This window comes from Citrobacter sp. LST-B2 (assembly GCF_057983045.1).
Window position 1 is genome coordinate 902,232 of sequence record NZ_CP192598.1, and the last position, 25,197, is coordinate 927,428.

General features: G+C 52.7%; 23 protein-coding genes and 1 pseudogene. 20 read left to right on the forward strand and 4 right to left on the reverse strand.

What is annotated here, in order from left to right:
• The first annotated feature begins 13 nt into the window (after window positions 1-13).
• The 3 genes from tal to ACQ0PY_RS04415 all read left to right on the forward strand — a co-directional run bounded on the left by tal (window position 14) and on the right by ACQ0PY_RS04415 (window position 3,092).
• Window positions 14-967: a transaldolase gene (gene tal, locus ACQ0PY_RS04405; RefSeq protein ID WP_042998014.1), complete on the forward strand. Its 954-nt coding sequence runs from the start codon at window positions 14-16 to the stop codon at window positions 965-967.
• A 110-nt stretch (window positions 968-1,077) separates the two neighbouring features.
• Entirely contained in the window at window positions 1,078-1,665 is a 588-nt protein-coding gene (gene mog, locus ACQ0PY_RS04410; protein WP_042998013.1) for a molybdopterin adenylyltransferase, read from the forward strand.
• A gap of 119 nt (window positions 1,666-1,784) precedes the next feature.
• On the forward strand, window positions 1,785-3,092 hold the full coding sequence (locus ACQ0PY_RS04415) for an MFS transporter (protein WP_054176428.1): 1,308 nt from the start codon (window positions 1,785-1,787) through the stop codon (window positions 3,090-3,092).
• A 35-nt stretch (window positions 3,093-3,127) separates the two neighbouring features.
• Here ACQ0PY_RS04415 and satP read toward each other — a convergent pair whose 3' ends face one another.
• On the reverse strand, window positions 3,128-3,694 hold the full coding sequence (satP, locus tag ACQ0PY_RS04420) for an acetate uptake transporter (protein ID WP_042998011.1): 567 nt from the start codon (window positions 3,692-3,694) through the stop codon (window positions 3,128-3,130).
• Window positions 3,695-4,049: 355 nt separating this feature from the next.
• Here satP and dnaK point away from each other — a divergent pair, with 355 nt between their 5' ends.
• From dnaK to nhaR, 8 genes are all read left to right on the forward strand, one after another.
• Window positions 4,050-5,966 carry a molecular chaperone DnaK gene (dnaK, locus tag ACQ0PY_RS04425; protein WP_042998010.1) on the forward strand — a complete coding sequence of 639 codons (1,917 nt, stop codon included), beginning with the start codon at window positions 4,050-4,052 and terminating at the stop codon, window positions 5,964-5,966.
• A gap of 85 nt (window positions 5,967-6,051) precedes the next feature.
• A complete protein-coding gene (dnaJ, locus tag ACQ0PY_RS04430; RefSeq protein WP_042998009.1) occupies window positions 6,052-7,185 on the forward strand; it encodes a molecular chaperone DnaJ in 1,134 nt (377 codons plus the stop codon).
• Window positions 7,186-7,536: 351 nt separating this feature from the next.
• On the forward strand, window positions 7,537-8,301 hold the full coding sequence (locus tag ACQ0PY_RS04435; protein WP_099433612.1) for an outer membrane protein OmpK: 765 nt from the start codon (window positions 7,537-7,539) through the stop codon (window positions 8,299-8,301).
• Window positions 8,302-8,321: 20 nt separating this feature from the next.
• Window positions 8,322-9,815, forward strand: coding sequence for a sulfatase family protein (locus ACQ0PY_RS04440; protein WP_104445683.1), 1,494 nt, complete (start codon window positions 8,322-8,324; stop codon window positions 9,813-9,815).
• Between the two features lie 100 nt (window positions 9,816-9,915).
• A complete protein-coding gene (locus tag ACQ0PY_RS04445) occupies window positions 9,916-11,115 on the forward strand; it encodes an anaerobic sulfatase maturase (protein WP_082010059.1) in 1,200 nt (399 codons plus the stop codon).
• 24 nt (window positions 11,116-11,139) lie between these two features.
• Window positions 11,140-12,402, forward strand: a complete 1,263-nt coding sequence (locus ACQ0PY_RS04450; RefSeq protein WP_061070549.1) for a transposase-like zinc-binding domain-containing protein — start codon at window positions 11,140-11,142, stop codon at window positions 12,400-12,402.
• A 132-nt stretch (window positions 12,403-12,534) separates the two neighbouring features.
• Complete coding sequence (gene nhaA / locus ACQ0PY_RS04455; RefSeq protein WP_042998005.1) at window positions 12,535-13,701, forward strand: Na+/H+ antiporter NhaA; 1,167 nt, start codon at window positions 12,535-12,537, stop codon at window positions 13,699-13,701.
• 64 nt (window positions 13,702-13,765) lie between these two features.
• Window positions 13,766-14,665, forward strand: coding sequence for a transcriptional activator NhaR (nhaR, locus tag ACQ0PY_RS04460; RefSeq protein WP_042998004.1), 900 nt, complete (start codon window positions 13,766-13,768; stop codon window positions 14,663-14,665).
• 60 nt (window positions 14,666-14,725) lie between these two features.
• Here nhaR and rpsT read toward each other — a convergent pair whose 3' ends face one another.
• Window positions 14,726-14,989: a 30S ribosomal protein S20 gene (gene rpsT, locus ACQ0PY_RS04465; protein ID WP_003018940.1), complete on the reverse strand. Its 264-nt coding sequence runs from the start codon at window positions 14,987-14,989 to the stop codon at window positions 14,726-14,728.
• A 108-nt stretch (window positions 14,990-15,097) separates the two neighbouring features.
• On the opposite strand from rpsT, the pseudogene ACQ0PY_RS04470 reads away from it, so the two are divergent.
• The 9 genes and pseudogenes from ACQ0PY_RS04470 to ACQ0PY_RS04510 all read left to right on the forward strand — a co-directional run.
• Window positions 15,098-15,310: pseudogene (locus ACQ0PY_RS04470) on the forward strand (DUF2575 domain-containing protein); the annotation flags it as partial.
• Between the two features lie 7 nt (window positions 15,311-15,317).
• Window positions 15,318-16,256: a bifunctional riboflavin kinase/FAD synthetase gene (gene ribF / locus ACQ0PY_RS04475; RefSeq protein ID WP_042998003.1), complete on the forward strand. Its 939-nt coding sequence runs from the start codon at window positions 15,318-15,320 to the stop codon at window positions 16,254-16,256.
• Window positions 16,257-16,290: 34 nt separating this feature from the next.
• Complete coding sequence (ileS, locus tag ACQ0PY_RS04480) at window positions 16,291-19,107, forward strand: isoleucine--tRNA ligase (protein ID WP_043001723.1); 2,817 nt, start codon at window positions 16,291-16,293, stop codon at window positions 19,105-19,107.
• Entirely contained in the window at window positions 19,107-19,595 is a 489-nt protein-coding gene (gene lspA, locus ACQ0PY_RS04485) for a signal peptidase II (RefSeq protein ID WP_042998002.1), read from the forward strand. Before ileS ends, lspA begins: the two co-directional genes overlap by 1 nt.
• Before the next feature lie 122 nt (window positions 19,596-19,717).
• Entirely contained in the window at window positions 19,718-20,167 is a 450-nt protein-coding gene (gene fkpB, locus ACQ0PY_RS04490; RefSeq protein ID WP_042998001.1) for an FKBP-type peptidyl-prolyl cis-trans isomerase, read from the forward strand.
• A gap of 1 nt (window position 20,168) precedes the next feature.
• A complete protein-coding gene (gene ispH, locus ACQ0PY_RS04495) occupies window positions 20,169-21,119 on the forward strand; it encodes a 4-hydroxy-3-methylbut-2-enyl diphosphate reductase (RefSeq protein ID WP_042998000.1) in 951 nt (316 codons plus the stop codon).
• Window positions 21,120-21,185: 66 nt separating this feature from the next.
• On the forward strand, window positions 21,186-22,100 hold the full coding sequence (gene rihC, locus ACQ0PY_RS04500) for a ribonucleoside hydrolase RihC (RefSeq protein ID WP_042997999.1): 915 nt from the start codon (window positions 21,186-21,188) through the stop codon (window positions 22,098-22,100).
• A 98-nt stretch (window positions 22,101-22,198) separates the two neighbouring features.
• A complete protein-coding gene (locus tag ACQ0PY_RS04505; RefSeq protein WP_042997998.1) occupies window positions 22,199-22,762 on the forward strand; it encodes a glucose-6-phosphate isomerase family protein in 564 nt (187 codons plus the stop codon).
• Window positions 22,755-23,537, forward strand: a complete 783-nt coding sequence (locus ACQ0PY_RS04510; protein WP_042997997.1) for a glucose-6-phosphate isomerase family protein — start codon at window positions 22,755-22,757, stop codon at window positions 23,535-23,537. Before ACQ0PY_RS04505 ends, ACQ0PY_RS04510 begins: the two co-directional genes overlap by 8 nt.
• Window positions 23,538-23,577: 40 nt before the next feature.
• On the opposite strand, the gene ACQ0PY_RS04515 is transcribed toward ACQ0PY_RS04510, so the two are convergent.
• Entirely contained in the window at window positions 23,578-24,396 is an 819-nt protein-coding gene (locus ACQ0PY_RS04515; RefSeq protein WP_042997996.1) for a PTS system mannose/fructose/sorbose family transporter subunit IID, read from the reverse strand.
• Window positions 24,396-25,196, reverse strand: a complete 801-nt coding sequence (locus tag ACQ0PY_RS04520; RefSeq protein WP_109739860.1) for a PTS mannose/fructose/sorbose/N-acetylgalactosamine transporter subunit IIC — start codon at window positions 25,194-25,196, stop codon at window positions 24,396-24,398. The genes ACQ0PY_RS04515 and ACQ0PY_RS04520 overlap by 1 nt, the downstream gene beginning before the upstream one ends.
• Window position 25,197 lies beyond the last annotated feature (1 nt).

Sequence of the window (25,197 nt, forward strand, 5' to 3'; positions counted from 1 at the left end):
GAGAAACACTATCATGACGGACAAATTGACCTCCCTTCGTCAGTTCACCACCGTGGTGGCCGACACCGGAGACATCGCGGCAATGAAGCTGTATCAGCCGCAGGATGCCACAACCAACCCTTCTCTCATTCTTAACGCAGCGCAGATCCCGGAATACCGTAAGCTGATTGATGACGCCGTGACGTGGGCTAAGCAGCAGAGCAATGACCGCGCGCAGCAGATTGTTGACGCTACCGACAAACTGGCCGTAAACATCGGTCTGGAGATCCTGAAACTGGTCCCGGGTCGTATCTCCACGGAAGTGGATGCTCGCCTGTCTTATGACACCGATGCCTCTATCGCCAAAGCGAAACGCATCATCAAGCTGTATAACGACGCAGGCATCAGTAACGATCGCATTCTGATCAAACTGGCTTCAACCTGGCAGGGCATCCGCGCTGCTGAGCAGCTGGAAAAAGAAGGCATCAACTGTAACCTGACGCTGCTGTTCTCCTTTGCGCAGGCGCGAGCTTGTGCTGAAGCGGGCGTATTCCTGATCTCTCCGTTCGTGGGCCGTATTCTTGACTGGTATAAATCCAATACCGACAAGAAAGAGTATGCGCCGGCGGAAGATCCGGGCGTGGTTTCCGTAACGGAGATCTACGAATACTACAAACAGCACGGCTATGAGACCGTAGTGATGGGCGCAAGCTTCCGTAACATCGGTGAAATTCTTGAGCTGGCGGGCTGCGATCGCCTGACCATCGCACCGGCGCTGCTGAAAGAGCTGGCGGAAAGCGAAGGGGCTATCGAGCGTAAACTGTCCTTCTCTGGCGAAGTGAAAGCGCGTCCGGAACGCATCACCGAGTCTGAGTTCCTGTGGCAGCACAACCAGGATCCCATGGCGGTAGACAAGCTGGCGGACGGTATCCGTAAGTTTGCTGTTGACCAGGAAAAACTGGAAAAAATGATCGGCGACCTGCTGTAATCATTGATGCGTGACCGGTACGCCGGTCACGCTACCTCTTCTCAACCCTGTCTGTCCTTCCCTTCGCAGTGTATCATTCTGTTTAACGAGACTGTTAAAATGGAATAATCATGAACACCTTACGTATTGGCTTAGTTTCCATTTCTGACCGCGCCTCCAGCGGTGTCTATCAGGATAAAGGTATTCCGGCGCTGGAAGAGTGGCTATCGACGGCGCTGACCACCCCTTTTGAGGTGCAGACACGCTTGATTCCTGACGAGCAGGCCATCATCGAACAAACGCTGTGTGAGCTGGTGGACGAGATGAGTTGCCATCTGGTGCTGACCACCGGCGGCACCGGTCCTGCGCGTCGTGATGTGACGCCGGATGCGACCCTCGCAGTTGCCGATCGCCAGATGCCTGGTTTTGGCGAACAGATGCGGCAGATTAGCCTGCACTTTGTACCGACGGCGATCCTGTCGCGCCAGGTCGGGGTGATTCGCAAGCAGGCGTTAATCCTCAATTTACCGGGCCAGCCGAAATCCATTAAAGAGACTCTGGAAGGCGTGAAGGATGCCGAAGGGAATGTCGTTGTGGCGGGTATCTTCGCAAGTGTACCGTATTGTATACAGCTTCTCGAAGGGCCGTATGTGGAAACCGCGCCGGAAATCGTAGCATCTTTTCGCCCGAAAAGCGCAAGGCGTGAAATAAACGCCTGAAATTAGTCTTTTCGTAAGATAAGCGGCGGTGAAAGTGGCGTGTTGATTTGTTTACGATATAGTAAGTTTTACTTTACATTTGTCGTTCATAACAATGCTCCACTGACTTATGGTTCGCTATGTCACAACATACACGCCCCCTGAATCGCCAGGATTACAAAACGCTGACGCTGGCCGCCCTTGGCGGCGCGCTTGAGTTTTATGATTTTATTATCTTCGTCTTTTTCGCTGCAGTGGTAGGGGAGTTGTTTTTCCCCGCTGATATTCCCGAATGGCTACGTCAGGTTCAAACCTTTGGCATCTTCGCTGCCGGATATCTGGCGCGTCCGTTAGGCGGCATCATCATGGCGCACTTTGGCGATCTGGTCGGGCGCAAAAAGATGTTCACCCTGAGCATTTTGTTGATGGCGGTTCCCACGCTGGCGATTGGTCTGCTGCCAACGTACGCCTCTATGGGAATTATTGCGCCGCTATTGTTGCTGCTGATGCGTATTTTGCAGGGGGCGGCGATTGGCGGTGAAGTTCCGGGTGCATGGGTGTTTGTGGCCGAGCACGTTCCCGAACGTCGTATCGGCATTGCCTGCGGAACGCTAACGGCGGGTCTGACGGTGGGGATCCTGCTGGGTTCCGTAGTAGCCACTCAGGTGAATACCCTTTTAACGCAACAGGCCGTGCATGACTATGGTTGGCGAATTCCGTTCTTGTTGGGTGGGATTTTTGGGCTGGTGGCGATGTATTTACGCCGTTGGTTACAGGAAACGCCGATCTTTCTGGAGATGCAGCAGCGTAAGACGCTGGCGCAGGAACTGCCGGTGAAGTCGGTCGTCGTGAAACATCAGAAGGCAGTGGTGATCTCCATGCTTCTGACCTGGCTGCTCTCCGCAGGGATCGTGGTGGTGATTTTAATGTCGCCAGTCTGGCTGCAAAAGCAGTACGGACTAGCCCCAGCCCTGACGTTGCAGGCAAACAGCGTGGCGACCATTATGCTTTGCGTGGGTTGCCTGTTGGCGGGCTTTATTGTCGACCGCGTTGGCGCCAGCAAAACCTTTATTGTTGGCAGCCTGTTATTGGCTTGTTCGAGCGGGTTGTTCTACCACCTGGCGGGCACACATCCGCAATATCTGTTCCTGCTTTATGGGCTGGTGGGGCTGTGTGTGGGAGTGGTGGGCGCAGTGCCATACGTGATGGTGCGCGCGTTTCCTGCGGAAGTCCGCTTTACCGGCATTTCATTTTCCTACAATGTTTCTTATGCCATTTTCGGTGGGCTGACGCCGATTGTCGTCACATTGCTGATGAGCGTCTCGCCGATGGCTCCAGGCTGGTATGTGCTGGCGTTGTCGCTGGTGGGATTGGGACTGGGAATTTGGTTGCGACAGGACATGTATTATCGCGATACGGAAATGCAGGCTGAGCTACAACAGCCGTAATAATGATCCCCCCTTAGCGGGGGGATACTGATGAATCAGTGTTTTTCACCAATCGGCAGAATGGTACGGCCAAACTGTTCGTTCAGCACTTCGCCCATCGCCAGGTAAATGGCGCTGGCGCCACACACTAAGCCAACCCAGCCGGCAAAGTGGATCACGGCTTCGTTACCCGCGATGTTACCCACAGCCAACAGAGCGAACAGAACCGTCAGGCTCAGGAACACGAACTGCAGCATGCGTGCGCCCGTCAGCGTACCGAAGAACATAAACAGTGTGAATACGCCCCACAGGCCCAGGTAGGCGCCAAGGAACTGGGCATTCGGCGCTTCTGTCAGACCCATTTTCGGCATCAGCAGGATCGCGACCAGCGTCAGCCAGAACGAGCCGTAAGAGGTGAAAGCGGTCAAACCGAAGGTATTCCCTTTTTTGTATTCCAGCAGGCCGGCAAAAATTTGCGCGATACCGCCGTAGAAAATTCCCATCGCGAGAATAATACCGTCAAGAGCGAAGAAACCCGCGTTATGCAGGTTAAGCAGAATGGTGGTCATGCCGAAGCCCATCAGGCCCAGCGGTGCCGGGTTAGCCAACTTAGTGTTGCCCATAAATCCTCAAGATCATCATTAATTGAATGGTGAAATAGTTATCCCCGCTAAAACATGACGCCGTTCGGGGCGCGGCATAATAATCAGGAGAGAAGGGGCTGTCTATGATCTCATCGGGGGAAAAGAGTGAATTTCTGCCGTGATCGCCATCACACATCATCCAGGCGATTTATTTCAACAAAAGCAAAAATTTTTTTCATTCCCCCCTTGATGAAGTGGGTTACGACCCCACTTAGTAGTCAACCGCAGTGGTGAGTCTGAAAAAAAACGAATCAGGGTAGTTGAAACCGCACGTTTCGCCCTTATTACAGACTCACAACCACATGTTGACCGAATTTTTAGTGGAGACGTTTAGATGGGTAAAATTATTGGTATCGACCTGGGTACTACCAACTCTTGTGTAGCGATTATGGACGGCACTACTGCACGTGTGCTGGAGAACGCCGAGGGCGATCGCACCACGCCTTCTATCATTGCTTATACCCAGGATGGTGAAACTCTGGTTGGTCAGCCGGCTAAACGTCAGGCAGTGACAAACCCGCAAAACACCCTGTTTGCGATTAAACGCCTGATTGGCCGCCGCTTCCAGGACGAAGAAGTTCAACGTGATGTTTCCATCATGCCGTACAAAATCATTGGCGCCGACAACGGCGACGCATGGCTGGATGTGAAAGGTCAGAAAATGGCACCGCCGCAGATCTCGGCTGAAGTGCTGAAGAAAATGAAGAAAACGGCTGAAGATTACCTGGGTGAACCGGTAACGGAAGCGGTTATCACTGTACCTGCTTACTTTAACGATGCTCAGCGTCAGGCAACCAAAGACGCCGGTCGTATCGCAGGTCTGGAAGTGAAACGTATCATCAACGAACCGACTGCCGCTGCGCTGGCATACGGTCTGGATAAAGAAGTCGGTAACCGTACTATCGCGGTTTACGACCTCGGTGGTGGTACTTTCGATATCTCTATTATCGAAATCGACGAAGTTGATGGCGAAAAAACCTTCGAAGTTCTGGCAACCAACGGTGATACCCACCTGGGTGGTGAAGACTTCGACAGCCGTATGATCAACTATCTGGTTGAAGAATTTAAGAAAGATCAGGGCATTGACCTGCGTAACGATCCGCTGGCCATGCAGCGCCTGAAAGAAGCGGCAGAAAAAGCGAAAATCGAGCTTTCTTCTGCGCAGCAGACCGACGTGAACCTGCCGTACATCACTGCAGATGCCACCGGTCCGAAACACATGAATATCAAAGTGACTCGCGCGAAACTGGAAAGCCTGGTCGAAGATCTGGTGAACCGTTCCATCGAGCCGCTGAAAGTCGCTCTGCAGGACGCTGGCCTGTCCGTATCTGATATCAACGACGTTATCCTCGTGGGTGGTCAGACGCGTATGCCAATGGTGCAGAAGAAAGTAGCTGAGTTCTTTGGTAAAGAACCGCGTAAAGACGTGAACCCGGACGAAGCCGTGGCGATCGGTGCTGCCGTTCAGGGTGGTGTATTGACCGGTGATGTGAAAGACGTACTGCTGCTGGACGTTACCCCGCTGTCTCTGGGTATCGAAACCATGGGTGGTGTGATGACGGCGCTGATCTCCAAAAACACCACTATCCCGACCAAGCACAGCCAGGTGTTCTCTACTGCGGAAGACAACCAGTCTGCGGTAACCATCCATGTGCTGCAGGGTGAACGTAAACGTGCGTCTGATAACAAATCTCTGGGTCAGTTCAACCTGGATGGGATCAACCCGGCACCGCGCGGCATGCCGCAGATCGAAGTGACCTTCGATATCGATGCTGACGGTATCCTGCACGTTTCCGCGAAAGACAAAAACAGCGGTAAAGAGCAGAAGATCACCATCAAGGCGTCTTCTGGTCTGAATGAAGAAGAAATTCAGAAAATGGTTCGCGAAGCGGAAGCGAACGCCGAGTCTGACCGTAAGTTCGAAGAGCTGGTTCAGACCCGCAACCAGGGTGACCATCTGTTGCACAGCACTCGCAAGCAGGTTGAGGAAGCCGGCGAACAACTGCCAGCTGACGACAAAACCGCTATCGAGTCTGCACTGAGCGCACTGGAAACGGCGCTGAAAGGTGAAGACAAAGCGGCTATCGAAGCGAAGATGCAGGAGCTGGCGCAGGTTTCCCAGAAACTGATGGAAATCGCTCAACAGCAGCACGCACAGCAGCAGGCAGGTTCCGCTGACGCTTCCACAAACAACGCGAAAGATGATGATGTTGTCGACGCTGAGTTTGAAGAAGTGAAAGACAAAAAATAATCGCCCTTTGAACGGGTAATTACTGGCACGGGCGAAGAGGTTTCCTCTCCGCCCGTGCACGCATGTTAAGGGCAGATAAAAAGAGATGGCTAAGCAAGACTATTACGAGATTTTAGGCGTTTCCAAATCAGCGGAAGAGCGTGAAATCAAAAAGGCCTACAAGCGCCTGGCCATGAAATTTCACCCAGACCGTAATCAGGGTGATAAAGAGGCCGAAGCCAAGTTTAAAGAGATCAAAGAAGCGTATGAAGTCCTGACCGACTCGCAAAAACGCGCCGCTTACGACCAGTACGGACATGCTGCGTTTGAGCAAGGCGGTATGGGTGGCGGCGGCGGTTTTGGCGGCGGCGCTGACTTCAGCGATATCTTTGGTGACGTTTTTGGCGATATCTTTGGCGGTGGTCGGGGTCGTCAACGTGCTGCGCGTGGGGCCGATTTACGTTACAACATGGATCTCACCCTGGAAGAAGCCGTACGTGGCGTGACCAAAGAGATCCGCATTCCGACGCTGGAAGAGTGTGATGTTTGCCACGGCAGTGGCGCGAAAGCGGGGACTCAGCCGCAGACCTGTCCGACCTGTCATGGTTCCGGTCAGGTGCAGATGCGCCAGGGGTTCTTCGCGGTTCAGCAAACCTGTCCGCACTGTCAGGGACGCGGTACGCTGATCAAAGATCCGTGCAACAAGTGCCACGGCCATGGTCGCGTCGAGAAGAGCAAAACGCTGTCGGTTAAAATCCCGGCTGGCGTGGATACCGGCGACCGCATTCGTCTTTCAGGCGAAGGTGAAGCTGGCGAGCACGGCGCACCGGCAGGGGACCTGTACGTTCAGGTTCAGGTGAAACAGCACCCGATCTTCGAACGTGAAGGTAACAACCTGTACTGTGAAGTGCCGATTAACTTTGCGATGGCTGCACTTGGCGGTGAGATTGAAGTTCCGACGCTGGATGGCCGCGTGAAGCTGAAAGTGCCCAGCGAAACGCAGACCGGAAAACTGTTCCGCATGCGTGGCAAAGGCGTGAAGTCAGTCCGTGGTGGCGCGCAGGGCGATTTGTTGTGCCGCGTCGTGGTCGAAACACCGGTCGGTCTGAACGAGAAGCAGAAACAACTGCTGAAAGACCTGCAGGAAAGCTTTGGCGGCCCAACCGGCGAAAATAACAGCCCGCGCTCCAAGAGTTTCTTCGACGGTGTGAAAAAGTTCTTTGACGATTTGACCCGCTAATCACTGGCTAACGACGTTCTCATTGAGTAAAAACCGGTATTCCCTGTGAGGGGATACCGGTTTTTTATTATCTGGACCCCACTGTTAGTTTATAAAAATGAATGTGATTTTTATAACAAGCTGAATAAACAGGTATACGGCACCAGAATAAAATAATAGATGAGTCTTTATTAAAAGTGATGGACTTAGCATCTCTAAAACAACATTTTTTGACACCTTATTTTTGGCAGGCTTTAACTCTTCTGATGTGAGATTTACATCACTCTTCTTCGATTCTGTTCAGTTAGTATTTGTCGCCGTGGTAAAGGGGTTTTACTGCGGAATAAAATATAGCTATGAGGAATAGATTAAATGCCTCGGATAAAAAACGTATTATTAACCAGTCTGGTGCTGGCTGCGCCTTCTCTTTTTAGCCACTCCGCACAGGCGCTGGAATATAAAAATGCGTTCGGTTCAATTAATGCGGGTTATGCTGACTGGAATAGCGGGTTTGTCAATGTTCATCGTGGCGAAGTCTGGAAAGCGACAGCAGATTTCGGTATCAATTTTAAAGAGGCTGAGTTTTATTCATTTTATGAAAGCAATGTCTTAAATCACTCTGTTGCCGGGCGTAACCATACGGTATCAGCCATGACCCATGTCCGCCTGTTTGATTCCAACTATACCTTCTTCGGCAAACTTTATGGTCAGTGGGAAAACACCTGGGGCGATGACCTTGATATGTTTTATGGCCTGGGCTATCTCGGCTGGACAGGTAATTGGGGGTTCTTTAAACCGTATATTGGATTACATAATCAATCTGGCGATTATGTTTCGCAGAAATACGGGCAAACCAGTGGCTGGAACGGTTATGTGCTGGGATGGACTGCGGCCTATAATTTTACGCTTCTTGAGGAGAAATTCGTTCTCTCAAACTGGAATGAAATTGAATTCGATCGCAATAACGCTTACGCGGAACAGCAATATGGTAACTATGGCATTAATGGCGGTCTGACGCTGGCATGGAAATTCTATCCCTGCTGGAAGGCGACGGTCACCTGGCGTTATTTCGAAAATAAATTAGGTTACGACGGTTTCGGTGACCAGATGATTTATATGGTCGGATATGAATTTTAATAAAAGGCAAAGGAGTTGAAATGAAAAGAACAATCGTTGCCAGTATGATTGGTCTGGCGTTATGTGCCGGAAGCACATTGCAAACCGTGCAGGCGGCGTTGGATAAACGGCCTAATCTGGTCATTATTATGGCTGATGATCTGGGCTATGGTGATTTGGCCACTTATGGACATCAAATCGTAAAAACTCCTAATATCGACAAACTGGCGCAGGACGGGGTGAAATTCACCGACTACTATGCGCCCGCTCCGTTGTGTTCTCCTTCTCGGGCCGGGTTATTAACCGGACGAATGCCATTTCGCACCGGGATCCGCTCCTGGATCCCGGAAGGAAAAAATGTCGCACTGGGCCGTAACGAACTGACGATTGCCAACCTGTTAAAGCAGCAGGGTTATGACACGGCGATGATGGGGAAATTACACCTCAATGCGGGAGGTGAGCGTACCGATCAGCCGCAGGCAAAAGATATGGGCTTTGACTACAGTCTGGTGAATGCGGCGGGGTTCGTGACAGATTCCACGTTAGATAATGCAAAAGAACGACCGCGTAACGGCATGGTGTATCCGACCGGATTTTTGCGTAATGGCAAACCCATTGGTCGAGCGGAAACTTACAGCGGTGAACTGGTCAGTTCAGAAGCGGTTAACTGGCTGGATAACAAAAAAGATGATAATCCGTTTTTCTTGTATGTCGCCTTTACGGAGGTCCACAGCCCGTTGGCTTCTCCGAAAAAATACCTCGATATGTATTCGCAATATATGAGCGCTTATCAGAAACAGCATCCGGAGGAGTTCTACGGTGACTGGGCGGATAAACCCTGGCGCGGCACGGGAGAATATTACGCGAACATCAGTTACCTGGATGCCCAGGTCGGTAAAGTGCTGGATAAGATAAAAGCAATGGGTGAAGAAGAGAACACCATTGTGATTTTTACCAGCGATAACGGCCCGGTGACGCGTGAGGCGCGTAAAATATATGAACTGAATCTCGCGGGTGAGACGGATGGGTTACGTGGCCGTAAAGATAACCTGTGGGAAGGTGGGATTCGTGTTCCGGCAATTATTAAGTATGGCAATCATCTTCCACAGGGAATGGTCACGGATACACCGGCTTACGGTCTTGACTGGCTGCCGACGCTGGCAAGCATGATGAATTTTAAACTGCCAACCGATCGTACATATGACGGGCAATCCCTGGCTCCCGTACTGGCGCATAAAACCTTAAAACGCGAAAAACCGATGATCTTTGGTATTGATATGCCTTTACAGGATGATCCGACCGATGAATGGGCGATTCGGGATGGCGACTGGAAAATGATCATCGATCGTGAAAATAAACCCAAGTATCTCTATAACCTGAAAAAGGATCGTTCCGAGACGCTTAATCAGTTGGGTAAACAGCCTGAAATCGAAAAAAGAATGTATGGCGAATTCCTGAAATATAAACAGAACATTGATAATGATTCTTTAATGAAGGCTCGCGGTGATAAACCGACACCGGTTACCTGGAGTTAATGGACGAATAATAAGAACAGTAAGTATGCCACTTAGGGCGCTGCCCGCCTGATTCAGTACATCGTGCTGAATCAGGTCCTTTTATTAATAGGGCTGAAGGGTGATGCAAAGAAAAAGCTGTCAGGTCATGGTGAAACCAACAGGATCGGTCTGCAATCTGGACTGTAAATACTGTTTTTATCTGGAGAAAGAGAAGCTCTATCCCGATAGAAAAAGTCATTACAGAATGTCAGATGAGATGCTTGAATTATTCGTCAAACAGCATATCGCCGCACAGGATGTGGATGACGTTATTTTTGCGTGGCAGGGAGGAGAGCCTACGCTGATGGGGATTGCGTTTTATCGGCGGGCCGTTGAACTCCAGCAGCGTTATGCGGCCGGAAAAACAATCATTAATACCTTTCAGACGAACGGCATTTTGATCGACGATGCATGGGCGCGTTTTTTCAGGCAACAGGATTTTCTGGTCGGCATCTCTATTGATGGTGATGCTGCATTGCATGATGAATGGCGGGTGACGCGTGCCGGCAAATCGACGCATGCTAACGTTGTCCGGGCGCTTCAATGTCTGGTGCGCCATGATGTTGAATTTAATACGCTCACGGTGGTGAACGGCACGAATATGCACCATCCACTCCTGGTCTATCAGTTTCTGAAAAGTATCGGGAGTCGCTATATGCAGTTTATTCCACTGGTCGAACGAAGGTCTGCCAGTAATAATTCGATGCTGGCGACGCCTGCGGATAAGCAAGCCGCAGTGATGCCATGGTCTGTTGAATCCCTGGTATTTGGCCAGTTTCTTAATGCCATTTTTGATGTCTGGCTCCGTCAGGATATTGGCGATATCGGTATACAGTTATTTGAGCAGACGCTGGCGGCCTGGTGTGGGTTGCCGCCGCAGGTATGCGTATTTTCTCCAACGTGTGGCAGTGCTTTTGCAATGGAAATGAACGGTGATGTCTATAACTGCGATCACTTTGTTTATCCGCAGTACGCGTTGGGAAATATTAAGAACACGACACTGCGTGCGATGAATAACAGTGAGCAAAATATGCGGTTTGGCGATGAGAAGCGTCGAACCATGGCGCAGGAGTGCCATTCCTGTCCGTGGCAGTTTGCCTGTCACGGCGGCTGTCCTAAGCACCGCTTTTTGCCGACCGACTTCGGCTCTTTTGCACAAAACTACCTGTGCGCGGGCTACCAGGCCTTTTTTGCCCACACCGCACCCGCAATGAAATCAATGAAAGCGCTCTATGAAAAAGGTATTTCACCTTCAGAGATAAAATCGTTATTCGCTTGAAGGCGATATTCGCAGGGAGTGAATATGTTTTCACGTATTAATGTCGATGCATGCAAAACGTCAGGCTGTAAAAACCTCGGCGTGTTGAATAGCCCTGACTATTCGGTGCAGGGGAAATATGTCCTGTGTCGTGCGTGTGGATTTTTGTTCCCTCTGATTTCTGAACGTTCACTGAACCTTTTTCGCCAATCGGCTAATCAGCTATGGTCAGGTCTGATTAAAGTTTGCCCGGGCTGTGGAGGGGCCACATTAAAGAAATATGGCTTTTCCACACAGGGAGCGCCGCGGCTCTATTGTCTCCAGTGCCATAAAACTTTTATTTCTCCCGTTGGGGATAAAACCGATCCTCGCCAGGAAGCGCTCGCCAGGCTTATTCAAGAAGGACACTCGCTGGCAGATATTCGTACCTCGTTAACGCTCGATAGCACGGGCCTGAACCGGCTATTACAAAAATTATCCCGCCAGTCGAATCAGGTGGAACGTGCGTATATTTTCCAAAAATTGGATTTAATCATGAGTACCCGTGCTTTTCGGGTAAAGTTTAACGGCGGCGACGGCTGTTTGTATGTTCTGGTCACGGCAGAGGAGAACAGTGGCAGGGTGATTGCCGTCACCACGAATTATTCAACGCTGCCTGTAGAAGACGAATACCGGTACACATCTTATTATGAAGAGCGCCTAGCACCCGGCACATTAACGCATCTCGTCCAGCGTAAAGAGCTGATCATCATGCGCCGCAATATCTTATTCGATGTGGACTATGGCCCCGCGTCGCTGCATAAAAACGATCCAGGGATGTTGGTCAAACCGGTTCTGCCTGCTTACCGACATTTTGAGTTAGTGAAAGCGTTGACGGATGAACGTTCCCTCAACGTTCAACATTACATAGAACAGGAATGTTTTATCTTTGGTGGATGCCTGATGGCGAATTTGCAGCATGTTCAGCAAGGCCGTTGCCATATTTCCTTTGTGAGAGAAAGAGGGTGTTCAGCGCGGCAAAACGACATTCCGTACCGAATGTTTCAGAGTGGCGGTATTCGTAACAATGTCTGGCGCACCTTTTCTACCCGGGATTATGCACTGGCGATATGTAATCTCACCGGTACTAAAAAAACGAGCATGTTGCGCTATGCCACGCTTGCTGGCGCAACGGCGTTCATTCAATACATCAATAATCATCCGTTTCTACCGCAGCTTAATCGTATGTCCCCAGCCAATGTCACCGCCACGCTGGACTACCTCCGCTACACCTTCAATCGTCTGTGCAACGAACAGTACGATCGCTGATTCCGTCATACTTCATGACACAATTCACTCGAAAAAACCGATCTTTTAACCATATATAATCTAATTTTAACGATGAGTTGTGAGGAGTATGATAGTAATTACGAAGTATTCACCTTATAGAGAGAATAAAAAGTGAAACATCTGCATCGTTTCTTCAGCAGTGATGCCTCTGGGGGCATCATTCTTATCATCGCCGCCGCACTGGCCATGCTGATGGCCAACATGGGTGTAACCAGTGGATGGTACCACGCCTTTCTCGAGACGCCTGTCCAACTGCGCGTTGGTGCGCTTGAGATCAATAAAAACATGCTGTTATGGATCAATGACGCCCTGATGGCGGTGTTTTTCCTGTTGATTGGCCTTGAGGTTAAGCGTGAGCTGATGCAGGGCTCACTGGCGAGTTTGCGTCAGGCGGCTTTCCCGGTGATTGCCGCCATCGGCGGAATGATTGTCCCGGCGCTGCTGTACCTGGCCTTTAACTATGCCGATCCGATCACTCGCGAAGGCTGGGCGATCCCGGCCGCCACGGATATTGCGTTTGCACTGGGCGTTCTGGCGCTGCTCGGCAGTCGGGTGCCGTTGGCGCTGAAAATTTTCCTGATGGCGCTGGCGATCATCGACGATCTCGGCGCGATAGTCATTATTGCTCTGTTTTATACCAACGATCTGTCGATGGTTTCGCTGGGCGTTGCGGCGTTTGCCATAGCATTGCTGGCGATTCTGAATCTGTGCGGCGTCCGGCGCACGGGGGTGTACATCCTCATTGGCGCAATACTGTGGACCGCGGTGCTGAAATCCGGCGTCCATGCGACGCTGGCAGGGGTGATCGTCGGCTTTTTCATTCCATTGAAAGAGAAACACGGGCGTTCCCCGGCAAAGCGTCTGGAACATGTTCTGCATCCGTGGGTGGCGTATCTGATCCTGCCGCTGTTTGCTTTTGCCAATGCGGGCGTTTCATTGCAGGGCGTGACGATGGACGGACTGACGTCCATTCTGCCGCTCGGCATTATTGCGGGCCTGCTGGTAGGTAAGCCGCTGGGGATCAGCCTGTTCTGTTGGTTGGCGCTGCGTCTGAAGCTGGCGCAACTGCCGGAAGGAACCTCATTCCCGCAAATCATGGCGGTCGGCATCCTGTGCGGCATTGGTTTTACGATGTCGATCTTTATCGCCAGCCTGGCCTTTGGCAGCGTGGATCCGGAGCTGATTAACTGGGCGAAGCTGGGGATCCTGATTGGCTCCTTGCTGTCAGCGGTGATTGGCTACAGCTTGCTGCGCGCACGTTTACGCCCGTCAGTCTGATTGGGCGAGTTAGCAGGGGAGCCTCGTTCGGCTCCCCCTTTGTGATATTTATCAGAGAGAGTGTATGTCCCACATTAATTACAACCATCTCTATTACTTTTGGCACGTCTATAAGGAGGGGTCCGTGGTCGGTGCGGCGGAAGCGCTTTATTTAACGCCGCAAACTATCACCGGACAGATTAAAGCGCTTGAGGAACGCCTGCAGGGCAAACTCTTCAAGCGTAAGGGGCGAGGTCTGGAGCCCAGCGAGCTCGGTGAGCTGGTTTTTCGCTATGCGGATAAAATGTTTACTCTCAGCCAGGAGATGCTGGATATCGTGAACTACCGCAAAGAGTCCAATCTGTTATTTGATGTGGGGGTGGCGGATGCGCTGTCGAAGCGACTGGTCAGCAACGTACTGGATGCCGCCGTCGTTGAAGGGGAACAGATCCACCTGCGCTGTTTTGAATCAACCCACGAAATGCTGCTGGAACAGCTCAGCCAGCATAAGCTGGATATGATTATCTCGGATTGCCCGATTGACTCGACGCAACAGGAAGGGCTGTTTTCGGTGAAGATTGGCGAGTGTAGCGTGAGCTTCTGGTGTACCCAGCCGTTACCGGAAAAATCCTTCCCGGCCTGTCTGGAAGAGCGACGTTTGCTGATCCCCGGCCGGCGTTCGATGTTAGGACGCAAGTTGCTGAACTGGATTAATTCCCAGGGGCTGAAGGTCGAGATTCTGGGAGAGTTCGATGACGCCGCATTGATGAAAGCCTTTGGCGCAACGCACAACGCGATTTTCGTGGCCCCGACGCTCTATGCGCATGACTTTTACGCAGACGATTCGGTGGTCGAAATCGGTCGCGTGGAGAATGTGATGGAGGAATACCATGCCATCTTTGCTGAGAGGATGATTCAGCATCCGGCGGTACAGCGTATCTGTAATACGAACTATTCGGCGTTATTTACGCCCCAGAACAAATAGTCCAGACATAAAAAAACCCGCTTGCGCGGGTTTTTTCACAAAGCAACAATCAACAGGCGATTAAGCCAGTTTGTTGATCTGTGCAGTCAGGTTAGCTTTATGACGTGCAGCTTTGTTTTTGTGGATCAGACCTTTAGCAGCCTGACGGTCCACGATTGGTTGCATTTCGTTAAATGCTTTCAGTGCAGTAGCTTTGTCGCCAGCTTCGATAGCTGCGTATACTTTCTTGATGAAAGTACGCATCATAGAGCGACGGCTTGCGTTGTGCTTACGAGCCTTTTCAGACTGAACGGCGCGCTTCTTAGCTGATTTGATATTAGCCAAGGTCCAACTCCCAAATGTGTTCTATATGGACAATTCAAAGGCCGAGGAATATGCCCTTTTAGCCTTCTTTTGTCAATGGATTTGTGCAAATAAGCGCCGTTAATCTAGCGGCACTCGTTACGTAGTGATGGCGCAGGATTCTACCAGCTTGCGGTCTGTGAATACAGCTTTTCAGCGATAAAAATTGAATTGCTTTGTCAGTTTGTGGTCGGTATTTGCCTCAGGGTAATGAAATCCATCTGCTTTCTGTTTCGCCACATCAATCGCCGGTTAACCTTGACCGCCGTACAAGGTATACTTTGGCGATTTTCACTGTTTTGAGCCAGACATGAAGCTGATACGCGGCATACATAATCTCAGTCAGGCCCCACACGGGTGTGTGCTGACTATTGGTAATTTCGACGGCGTGCATCGTGGTCATCGTGCGCTGCTGCAAGGTTTGCAGGAAGAAGGGCGCAGGCGTGGCTTACCGGTGATGGTGATGATTTTTGAGCCGCAGCCGCTCGAACTGTTTGCGACAGACAAAGCCCCTGCGCGGCTGACCCGCCTGCGTGAAAAATTGCGTTATCTCGCGCAATGCGGCGTCGATTACGTGCTGTGCGTGCGCTTTGACCGCCGTTTCGCCGCCCTGACGGCACAGACCTTTATCAGCGAACTGCTGGTGAATCGTCTTGGGGTGCAATTTCTCGCGGTGGGAGATGATTTCCGCTTTGGCGCTGGTCGCGAAGGCGATTTCTTGTTATTACAGAAGGCGGGTGTGGAATATGGTTTCGATATTACCAGCACCCAAACCTTCTGCGAAGGCGGCGTGCGTATCAGCAGTACCGCCGTGCGTCAGGCGCTGGCACAGGACAACCTGGCCCTCGCCGAAAGCCTGCTGGGCCATCCGTTTACCATTTCAGGCCGTGTTGTACACGGTGATGAACTCGGGCGCACCATTGGTTTCCCGACGGCAAACTTACCGCTGCGTCGTCAGGTTTCCCCGGTAAAAGGGGTCTATGCGGTTGAAGTGATGGGGCTTGGCGAGAAGCCATTGCCCGGCGTGGCGAACATCGGGACCCGTCCGACGGTTTCGGGCGTGCGCCAGCAACTGGAAGTGCATCTGCTGGATGTTGCAATGGACCTCTATGGTCGCCATATAGATGTAGTGCTGCGTAAAAAAATACGCAATGAACAGCGATTTGCTTCGCTGGATGAACTCAAAGCGCAGATTGCGCGAGATGAATTAACTGCCCGTGATTTTTTTGGGCTATCAAAACCGGCTTAAAGGCCTGGGTAATCAATACGGAACCGAGAATCTGATGAGTGACTATAAATCAACCCTGAATTTGCCGGAAACAGGGTTCCCGATGCGCGGCGATCTCGCCAAGCGTGAACCGGGAATGCTGGCGCGTTGGACTGATGATGACCTGTACGGCATCATTCGTGCGGCCAAAAAAGGCAAAAAAACCTTCATTCTGCATGATGGCCCTCCTTATGCGAATGGCAGCATTCATATTGGTCACTCGGTTAACAAGATTCTGAAAGACATTATCGTGAAGTCCAAAGGACTCGCGGGATATGACTCGCCTTACGTTCCGGGTTGGGACTGTCACGGTCTGCCGATCGAACTGAAAGTGGAGCAGGAATTCGGCAAGCCGGGCGAAAAATTCACCGCGGCGGAGTTCCGTGCGAAGTGCCGTGAGTACGCTGCAACTCAGGTTGACGGGCAACGTAAAGACTTTATCCGTCTGGGCGTGCTCGGCGACTGGTCGCATCCGTATCTGACGATGGACTTCAAAACGGAAGCCAACATCATCCGCGCGCTGGGCAAAATCATCGGTAATGGTCATCTGCATAAAGGCGCGAAACCGGTGCACTGGTGCGTAGACTGCCGTTCTGCGCTGGCAGAAGCGGAAGTGGAATACTACGACAAAACCTCTCCGTCGATCGACGTGGCCTTTGTTGCTGCGGATCAGGACGCGGTGAAGGCAAAATTTGGCGTGGCGAATGTCAACGGGCCAATCTCGTTGGTCATCTGGACCACCACACCGTGGACGCTGCCGGCAAACCGCGCGATTTCCGTGGCGCCGGACTTTGATTACGCGCTGGTACAAATCGACGGTCAGGCGGTGATCCTGGCAAAAGATCTGGTTGAAAGCGTGATGCAGCGCATTGGCGCGACAGATTATACCGTTCTCGCCACCGTAAAAGGGGCGGAGCTTGAACTGCTGCGCTTTACCCATCCGTTTATGGGCTTCGACGTTCCGGCGATCCTCGGCGATCACGTGACGCTGGATGCCGGTACTGGCGCGGTACATACCGCGCCAGGCCATGGTCCGGATGACTATGTCATCGGCCAGAAATACGGTCTGGAAGTTGCTAACCCGGTAGGTCCGGACGGCGCTTATCTGCCGGGTACTTATCCGACACTGGACGGTGTGAACGTCTTTAAAGCGAACGATATTGTGGTTGCGCTGCTGACCGAAAAAGGCGCGCTGCTGCACGTTGAGAAAATGCAGCACAGCTATCCGTGCTGCTGGCGTCACAAATCACCTATCATCTTCCGTGCAACCCCGCAGTGGTTCATCAGCATGGATCAGAAAGGTCTGCGCGAGCAGTCTCTGAAAGAGATCAAAGGCGTGCAGTGGATCCCGGACTGGGGTCAGGCGCGTATCGAATCGATGGTAGCGAACCGTCCTGACTGGTGTATTTCTCGTCAGCGTACCTGGGGCGTGCCGATGTCTCTGTTCGTTCACAAGGACACTGAAGAGCTGCACCCGCGCGCCATCGAACTGATGGAAGAAGTGGCAAAACGCGTTGAAGTTGACGGTATTCAGGCCTGGTGGGATCTCGACCCGAAAGACATTCTGGGTGACGAAGCCGATCAGTACGTGAAAGTGCCGGATACCCTGGACGTCTGGTTTGACTCTGGTTCAACGCACTCCTCCGTCGTGGATGTCCGCCCGGAGTTCGCCGGTCATGCTGCGGATATGTATCTGGAAGGCTCCGACCAGCATCGTGGTTGGTTCATGTCGTCTCTGATGATCTCCACCGCGATGAAAGGCAAAGCGCCGTATCGCCAGGTACTGACGCACGGTTTTACCGTCGATGGTCAGGGCCGCAAGATGTCCAAGTCTATCGGTAACACCGTTTCGCCGCAGGATGTGATGAACAAACTGGGCGCTGACATTCTGCGTCTGTGGGTGGCATCAACCGACTACACTGGTGAAATGGCGGTATCGGATGAGATCCTCAAACGTGCTGCCGACAGCTATCGTCGTATCCGTAACACCGCGCGCTTCCTGCTGGCGAACCTGAACGGGTTTGATCCGGCTAAAGACATGGTGAAACCGGAAGAGATGGTGGTACTGGACAGATGGGCGGTGGGCTGCGCGAAAGCGGCGCAGGAAGATATTCTGAAAGCGTACGAAGCCTACGATTTCCACGAAGTGGTACAGCGCCTGATGCGTTTCTGCTCCGTCGAAATGGGGTCGTTCTATCTCGACATCATCAAAGACCGTCAGTACACCGCGAAAGCGGAAAGCCGGGCGCGTCGCAGCTGTCAGACCGCGCTGTACCATATCGCGGAAGCGCTGGTACGCTGGATGGCGCCGATCATGTCCTTCACCGCAGATGAAATCTGGGGCTACCTGCCGGGTTCTCGTGAGCAGTATGTCTTCACCGGTGAGTGGTACGAAGGCTTGTTTGGTCTGGCGGACAGCGAAGCGATGAACGATAGCTTCTGGGACGAGCTGCTGAAAGTGCGTGGCGAAGTGAACAAAGTGATCGAACAGGCGCGTGCGGATAAGAAAGTGGGCGGTTCTCTGGAAGCGGCAGTCACCCTGTACGCCGAACCTGAACTGGCTGCGAAGCTGACCGCACTGGGCGATGAATTACGATTTGTCCTGTTGACCTCCGGGGCGAAAGTCGCTGACTATGCCGGGGCTCCTGCAGATGCGCAGCAGAGCGAACTGCTCAAAGGGCTGAAAATCGCCCTGAGTAAAGCCGAAGGTGATAAGTGCCCGCGTTGCTGGCATTACACGACGGATGTCGGCAAGGTAGCGGAACACGCAGAAATTTGCGGACGCTGTGTCAGCAACATCGCCGGTGATGGCGAAAAACGTAAGTTTGCCTGATGAGTAAGCCTCTTTGTTCAACAGGGCTACGCTGGCTGTGGCTGGTGGTAGTCGTGCTGATTATCGATTTGGGCAGCAAGTACCTGATCCTCCAGAATTTTGCTCTGGGGGATACGGTGCCGCTGTTCCCGTCGCTTAATCTGCATTATGCGCGTAACTATGGTGCGGCATTTAGCTTCCTCGCCGATAGCGGCGGCTGGCAGCGCTGGTTCTTTGCCGGTATCGCGATCGGTATCTGTGTCATTCTGGCGGTGATGATGTATCGCTCCAGCGCGACGCAAAAGCTGAATAACATCGCGTATGCGCTAATCATTGGCGGCGCGCTGGGGAACCTGTTCGATCGCCTGTGGCATGGTTTCGTGGTCGATATGATCGATTTCTACGTTGGGGACTGGCATTTTGCTACGTTTAACCTCGCCGATAGTGCGATCTGTATCGGCGCCGCAATGATTGTCCTGGAAGGATTCCTGCCGAAAAAGCAGGCGTAATACAGTGCCGGATGGTGGCGTAATCGCCTTATCCGGCCTATAAAATAGCGCGATCCTTGTAGGCCCGATAAGTGCAAGCGCCATCGGGCTAACTGGTGAGTCACAACAAGTGAGCAACCTGCATGTCTAAATCAGTACAGAGTAACAGTGCGGTGCTGGTGCACTTCACCTTAAAACTCGATGATGGCTCCACCGCAGAGTCAACCCGTAATAACGGCAAGCCCGCGCTTTTTCGCCTGGGGGATGGCTCTCTGTCTGAAGGACTGGAGCAACATCTTCTCGGACTGAAAGACGGCGATAAAACCACTTTTTCCCTGGAGCCGGATGCCGCGTTTGGCATCACGACGCCTGACCTGATTCAGTATTTCTCGCGCCGCGAATTTATGGACGCCGGCGAACCTGAAATCGGGGCTATTATGCTCTTTACCGCAATGGACGGCAGTGAGATGCCTGGTGTGATCCGCGAAATCAACGGTGACTCCATCACCGTTGATTTTAACCATCCGCTGGCCGGGCATACCGTTCATTTTGATATTGAAGTGCTGGAAGTCGATCCGGCACTGGAGGCGTAACATGCAGATCCTGTTGGCCAACCCGCGCGGTTTTTGCGCTGGTGTAGACCGCGCTATCAGCATTGTTGAAAACGCGCTGGCCATCTACGGCGCGCCGATTTACGTTCGTCATGAAGTGGTACATAACCGCTACGTGGTCGACAGCCTGCGCGAACGCGGGGCGATTTTCATCGAGCAGATCAGCGAAGTGCCAGACGGCGCGATCCTGATCTTCTCCGCGCACGGCGTCTCTCAGGCGGTGCGCAACGAAGCGAAAGGCCGTGACCTCACTGTCTTTGATGCGACCTGTCCGCTGGTAACCAAAGTGCATATGGAAGTGGCGCGCGCCAGTCGTCGTGGCGAAGAGTCGATCCTGATTGGTCACGCCGGACACCCTGAAGTGGAAGGCACAATGGGGCAGTACAGTAACCCGGCAGGGGGCATGTACCTGGTGGAATCGCCGGAAGATGTTTTTTCGCTCAAGGTGAAAAACGAAGGCAAGCTCTCCTTTATGACCCAGACCACGCTCTCCGTGGACGATACCTCAGACGTGATTGACGCACTGCGTCAGCGCTTCCCGAAAATCGTCGGACCGCGTAAAGATGACATTTGCTACGCCACTACCAACCGTCAGGAAGCGGTGCGCGCGCTGGCGGAGCAGGCGGATGTTGTGCTGGTGGTGGGCTCAAAAAACTCATCGAACTCCAACCGTCTGGCTGAACTGGCGCAGCGGATGGGGAAAGCGGCATTTCTGATTGACGATGCGACCGATATCCAGGAAGCCTGGGTGAAAGAGGCGAAATGCGTGGGCGTGACTGCAGGCGCGTCAGCGCCGGATATTCTGGTGCAAAACGTGATTGCCCGCCTGCAGGAACTCGGCGGCGGCGAAGCGGTTCCGCTGGAAGGCCGCGAAGAGAATATTGTCTTCGAAGTGCCAAAAGAGCTGCGTGTGGATGTTCGTGAAGTAGAATGATTTAGTTCACGCTAATCTGTGCGAAGATGCCGGGTCTGATACCCGGTATTTTTTTATGGAGGAATCATGCGTCTGCCCATTATTCTCGACACCGATCCGGGCATTGATGATGCTGCGGCGATTGCTGCTGCGCTGTTTGCCCCTCAGCTCGATCTGCAATTGATGACTACGGTCGCCGGTAATGTTTCCGTGGAAAAGACCACCCGCAACGCCCTGCAACTGCTGCATTTCTGGAATGCCGACATTCCCCTCGCCCAGGGGGCCGCCACGCCGCTGTTACGTCCGCTACGCGATGCCGCCTATGTTCACGGCGAATCCGGCATGGAAGGCTATGATTTTGTCGAGCATGACCGACAACCGCTGGCGAAACCGGCGTTTATCGCCCTTCGTGACGCGCTGATCAGCGCCCCGGAGCCGATCACGCTGGTGGCGATTGGTCCGCTGACGAATATTGCGCTGCTGCTGATGCACTATCCGGAGTGCACCTTCAACATCCGCCGTCTGGTGATCATGGGCGGTTCTGCCGGACGGGGAAATTTCACCCCTAACGCTGAATTCAATATCGCCGTCGATCCGGAAGCCGCAGCGCGCGTATTCGAAAGTGGCATTGAGATTGTGATGTGTGGGCTGGATGTCACAAACCAGGCGATGTTGACGCCGGATTATCTGGCCTCGCTGCCCACCCTCAATCGCACTGGAAAGATGTTACATGCCTTGTTCAGCCACTATCGCAGCGGGACAATGCGCACCGGCGTGCGAATGCACGATCTCTGCGCGATTGCCTGGCTGGTGCGTCCGGATCTGTTTACCGTCAAGCCGTGCTTTGTCGCGGTTGAAACCCGGGGGGATTATACCGCCGGGACGACCGTGGTGGATATTGAAGGGCGGATGAACAGACCAGCAAACGTGCAGGTCGCTCTGGAAATTAATGTTGCAGGGTTCCAGCAGTGGGTGGCAGAAGTTCTGGCACTGGCACCGTAAGGAGTGTGATGCGCATCGCACTCTGTGGACGGAACTGGTAGGTTAATCGATTAATCTGCTAATCTGATTCTGTTGTTCTCCTCGGGCCGGAGACACATATGAATCTTACTTTTATCCAGCCACCGCAGGTGGAATGGGCGAGCGGCGCGTTGGCAAAAGGGCCGCTGTTACGTAAATCAACCCGCATTCAGGATCTCATTGAGGTTTTTGCCGATGAGCCTGCCCGGCAACAGTTGGCGGGCGAACACGTGGTGTATGACGTTGAGATGCTGGCGACTTCTTCGGCGGAAGGCGAACTCTATACGGGCGTGACGCATCTTTATCCCGGACATGTCGGCGGTGAATACTTTATGACCCGCGGGCATTTCCATGCGCGCCGTGAACAGGGCGAAGTCTATTTTGGCCTGCGCGGAAAGGGACTTTTGCTGCTGCAAAATGAGCACGGGCAGGCGCGACTGGAAAACGTTTTCGCCGGATCCATTCATATCATCCCAGGTTTTACTGCACACCGCTTAATCAACACCGGAAATGAGGTGCTCTCCGCGCTTGCAGTCTGGCCTGCTATCGCCGGACATGATTATGCGGCGCTGGCGAAGGGGTTCACCCTCAGGGTCTTTGAGGAAAATCAGCAGATTCAAGTAAGGGAGGTGCAGAATGGTTGACTCTGCCTCTCTTTATGGTCTGGATATGACCGTGCATCGTCATCCGCTTGGGTTCAGTTATGGGGATGACGTGACCGGGCCTATGCCGGAAATTCGCCGACTCGATCAGATTCGTGCTTCGCTGCGTGATCCGCAGTGTGAGGGACCGGAAGAGGTATACGCTATCGCGATGGACGTGGCGCGTCTGCAGGATCGCGAGGAGCTAAAAAAACGCATGCTGTTGTTCGGTGTGGTGACCTATGCCGCGGGTCGGTTGGGTGAAGAACCGATTCGTAGTCAGGGACATGTGCATCGTGTGAGTCAGCACAGCGGGTGGTCTCCGCCAGAGTTGTATGAGATCTGGCAGGGGAAAGCGATCATCTACATGCAGGAATATGTTGGGGACGATCCTGGTCGCTGCTTTGCGGTGATCGCAGGACCCGGTGAAAAAGTGCTGGTGCCGCCCGGTTGGGGACATGCGACGATATCCGCCGATCCGAATGAGCCGTTAACCTTTGGCGCGTGGTGCGATCGGGAATATGGTTTTGAATATGAGGCTGTGCGGGCGCATAAAGGGCTGGCGTGGTATCCGTTATTACAGGGTGACCACGTCATCTGGCAGCACAACCCGCGCTATATTGCCGGGCGATTGCAGGCCGTCACGCCTCGTCAGTATACGGAGTTTTCACTGACTTCAGCGCCAATCTATCAGCAATTTATATCCGACCCGGGGCGCTTTCAGTTTATCTCTCGCCCGGATAAATGCGCAGGGCTGTGGCAGAACTTCCATCCATGAAAAACCGGGGCATTGCCCCGGTAGTTCCGTCTTTTCGCGATTAACCTGCAAACAGACCTGTTGCGACGCCAAGCGCGGCCAGTATCAGCAGTAAAACCATCGCTTTTACCGGTGAGACACCGCGTTTTGCCATCAGATACCAGGTACCGAGAACGACGACCAGCGGCAGCAATTGCGGGAAAATGCCATCCAGCATCTGCTGAACATGGATATTCACACCATCTTTGGTAATAAACTCCATCCCGGTTCCAAGCTTCACGTAGCTGGCTGCGACGCCCCCCATAACGAAAACGCCTAACAGCGATAAGGCTTCGCGCAGACGAGTGGACTTGCTGCTCACCAGTATTTCTACCGAGCCGGAGCCCATTTTGTAGCCTTTCAGAAACAAGAACCATGAGCCGGGAATGATGATCGCAAGCCAGGCGACGGTATAAAACAAGGGACCGAGGATATTGCCGCCTGCCGCCAGCGCCATGCCGATACTGAGCAGGATGGGGATCAACATCCCAGGGATCATGGAATCACCGATCCCGGCAATGGGACCCATTAAACCCACCTTAAGGGTGTTGATCGTCTCTCCGTCGATCGGCTCTCCGTTCGCTTTTTTCTCTTCCAGCCCCAGCGCCATTCCATTCACAATGGCGCCAATCTGGGGTTCGGTATTGTAGAACGAGGCGTGTCGACGCAACATTTCGGTTCGTTGTGCGGCATCGGGATAGAGCTTTTTCGCCACCGGCAACATGCTCAGACAAAATCCAAAAGATTCCAGACGTTCAAAACTCATCGACGATAAGTTATGCATCATCCAGGCCCGCCAGCAGCGGCGAAGATCTTTACGGGTCAGCGTACGTTCTTCCATCAGAATTCATCCTCATCATCGCGGGTAACCGACGTCGCGTTTGCAGCCTGCGGCGGTTCCGGCTTGTAGTTATAGTGGATCAGCGCCAACAGTGAACCGACGATCACCAGCGCGACCATGTTGAGTTTTAAAAAGACGATGCAGACGAAACCGACGAGGAAGTAGATCAACATGGTGTAATTTTTGATGATCTGCTTGAGCAGAATTGCAATCCCGACGGCGGGCAGAATGCCGCCCAGTACGTTCATTGTCGACAACACCATCTTCGGCAGGCTGTCCATAAAACCGCTGATGTACTGTGCGCCAAAGTAAACCGCAATAAAGGTGGGCACAAAACGCAGGACAAAGTTTGTCACCTGAGGCCAGATGGCGCTGTTCAGGTAAATTCCCCGCTCATCGCCCCGAACCAGTGCCGCATCGGCACGATGGTTCCAGAAAGAGTTCAGTACCATCATCGCATTAAATAAGATGGTCCCGGCAATCCCGATGGTAGCGGCTAAGGCGACCGCGACCTCCGGGCCTTTGCCTGAGAGGATCCCCAATGCAATGGCCGGGTAAGCCACAAAGTTGAGATCGGCAGGCATTGAGCCGCCGGGCGTGACCATCGCGATATATACTGCCTGAACCGCAACGCCAATCATGATCCCGGTTTTCATGTCACCGAGAATAATCCCGACCAACGTGCCGGAAATCAGCGGTCGAGTGATTAAATACCAGCCGCCCGTCAGTCCCAACAGCCAGGGGCTGCTGAGGGCGCCGAGATAACACAGAATGCCAATCAACATCGCTTCGATAATCATC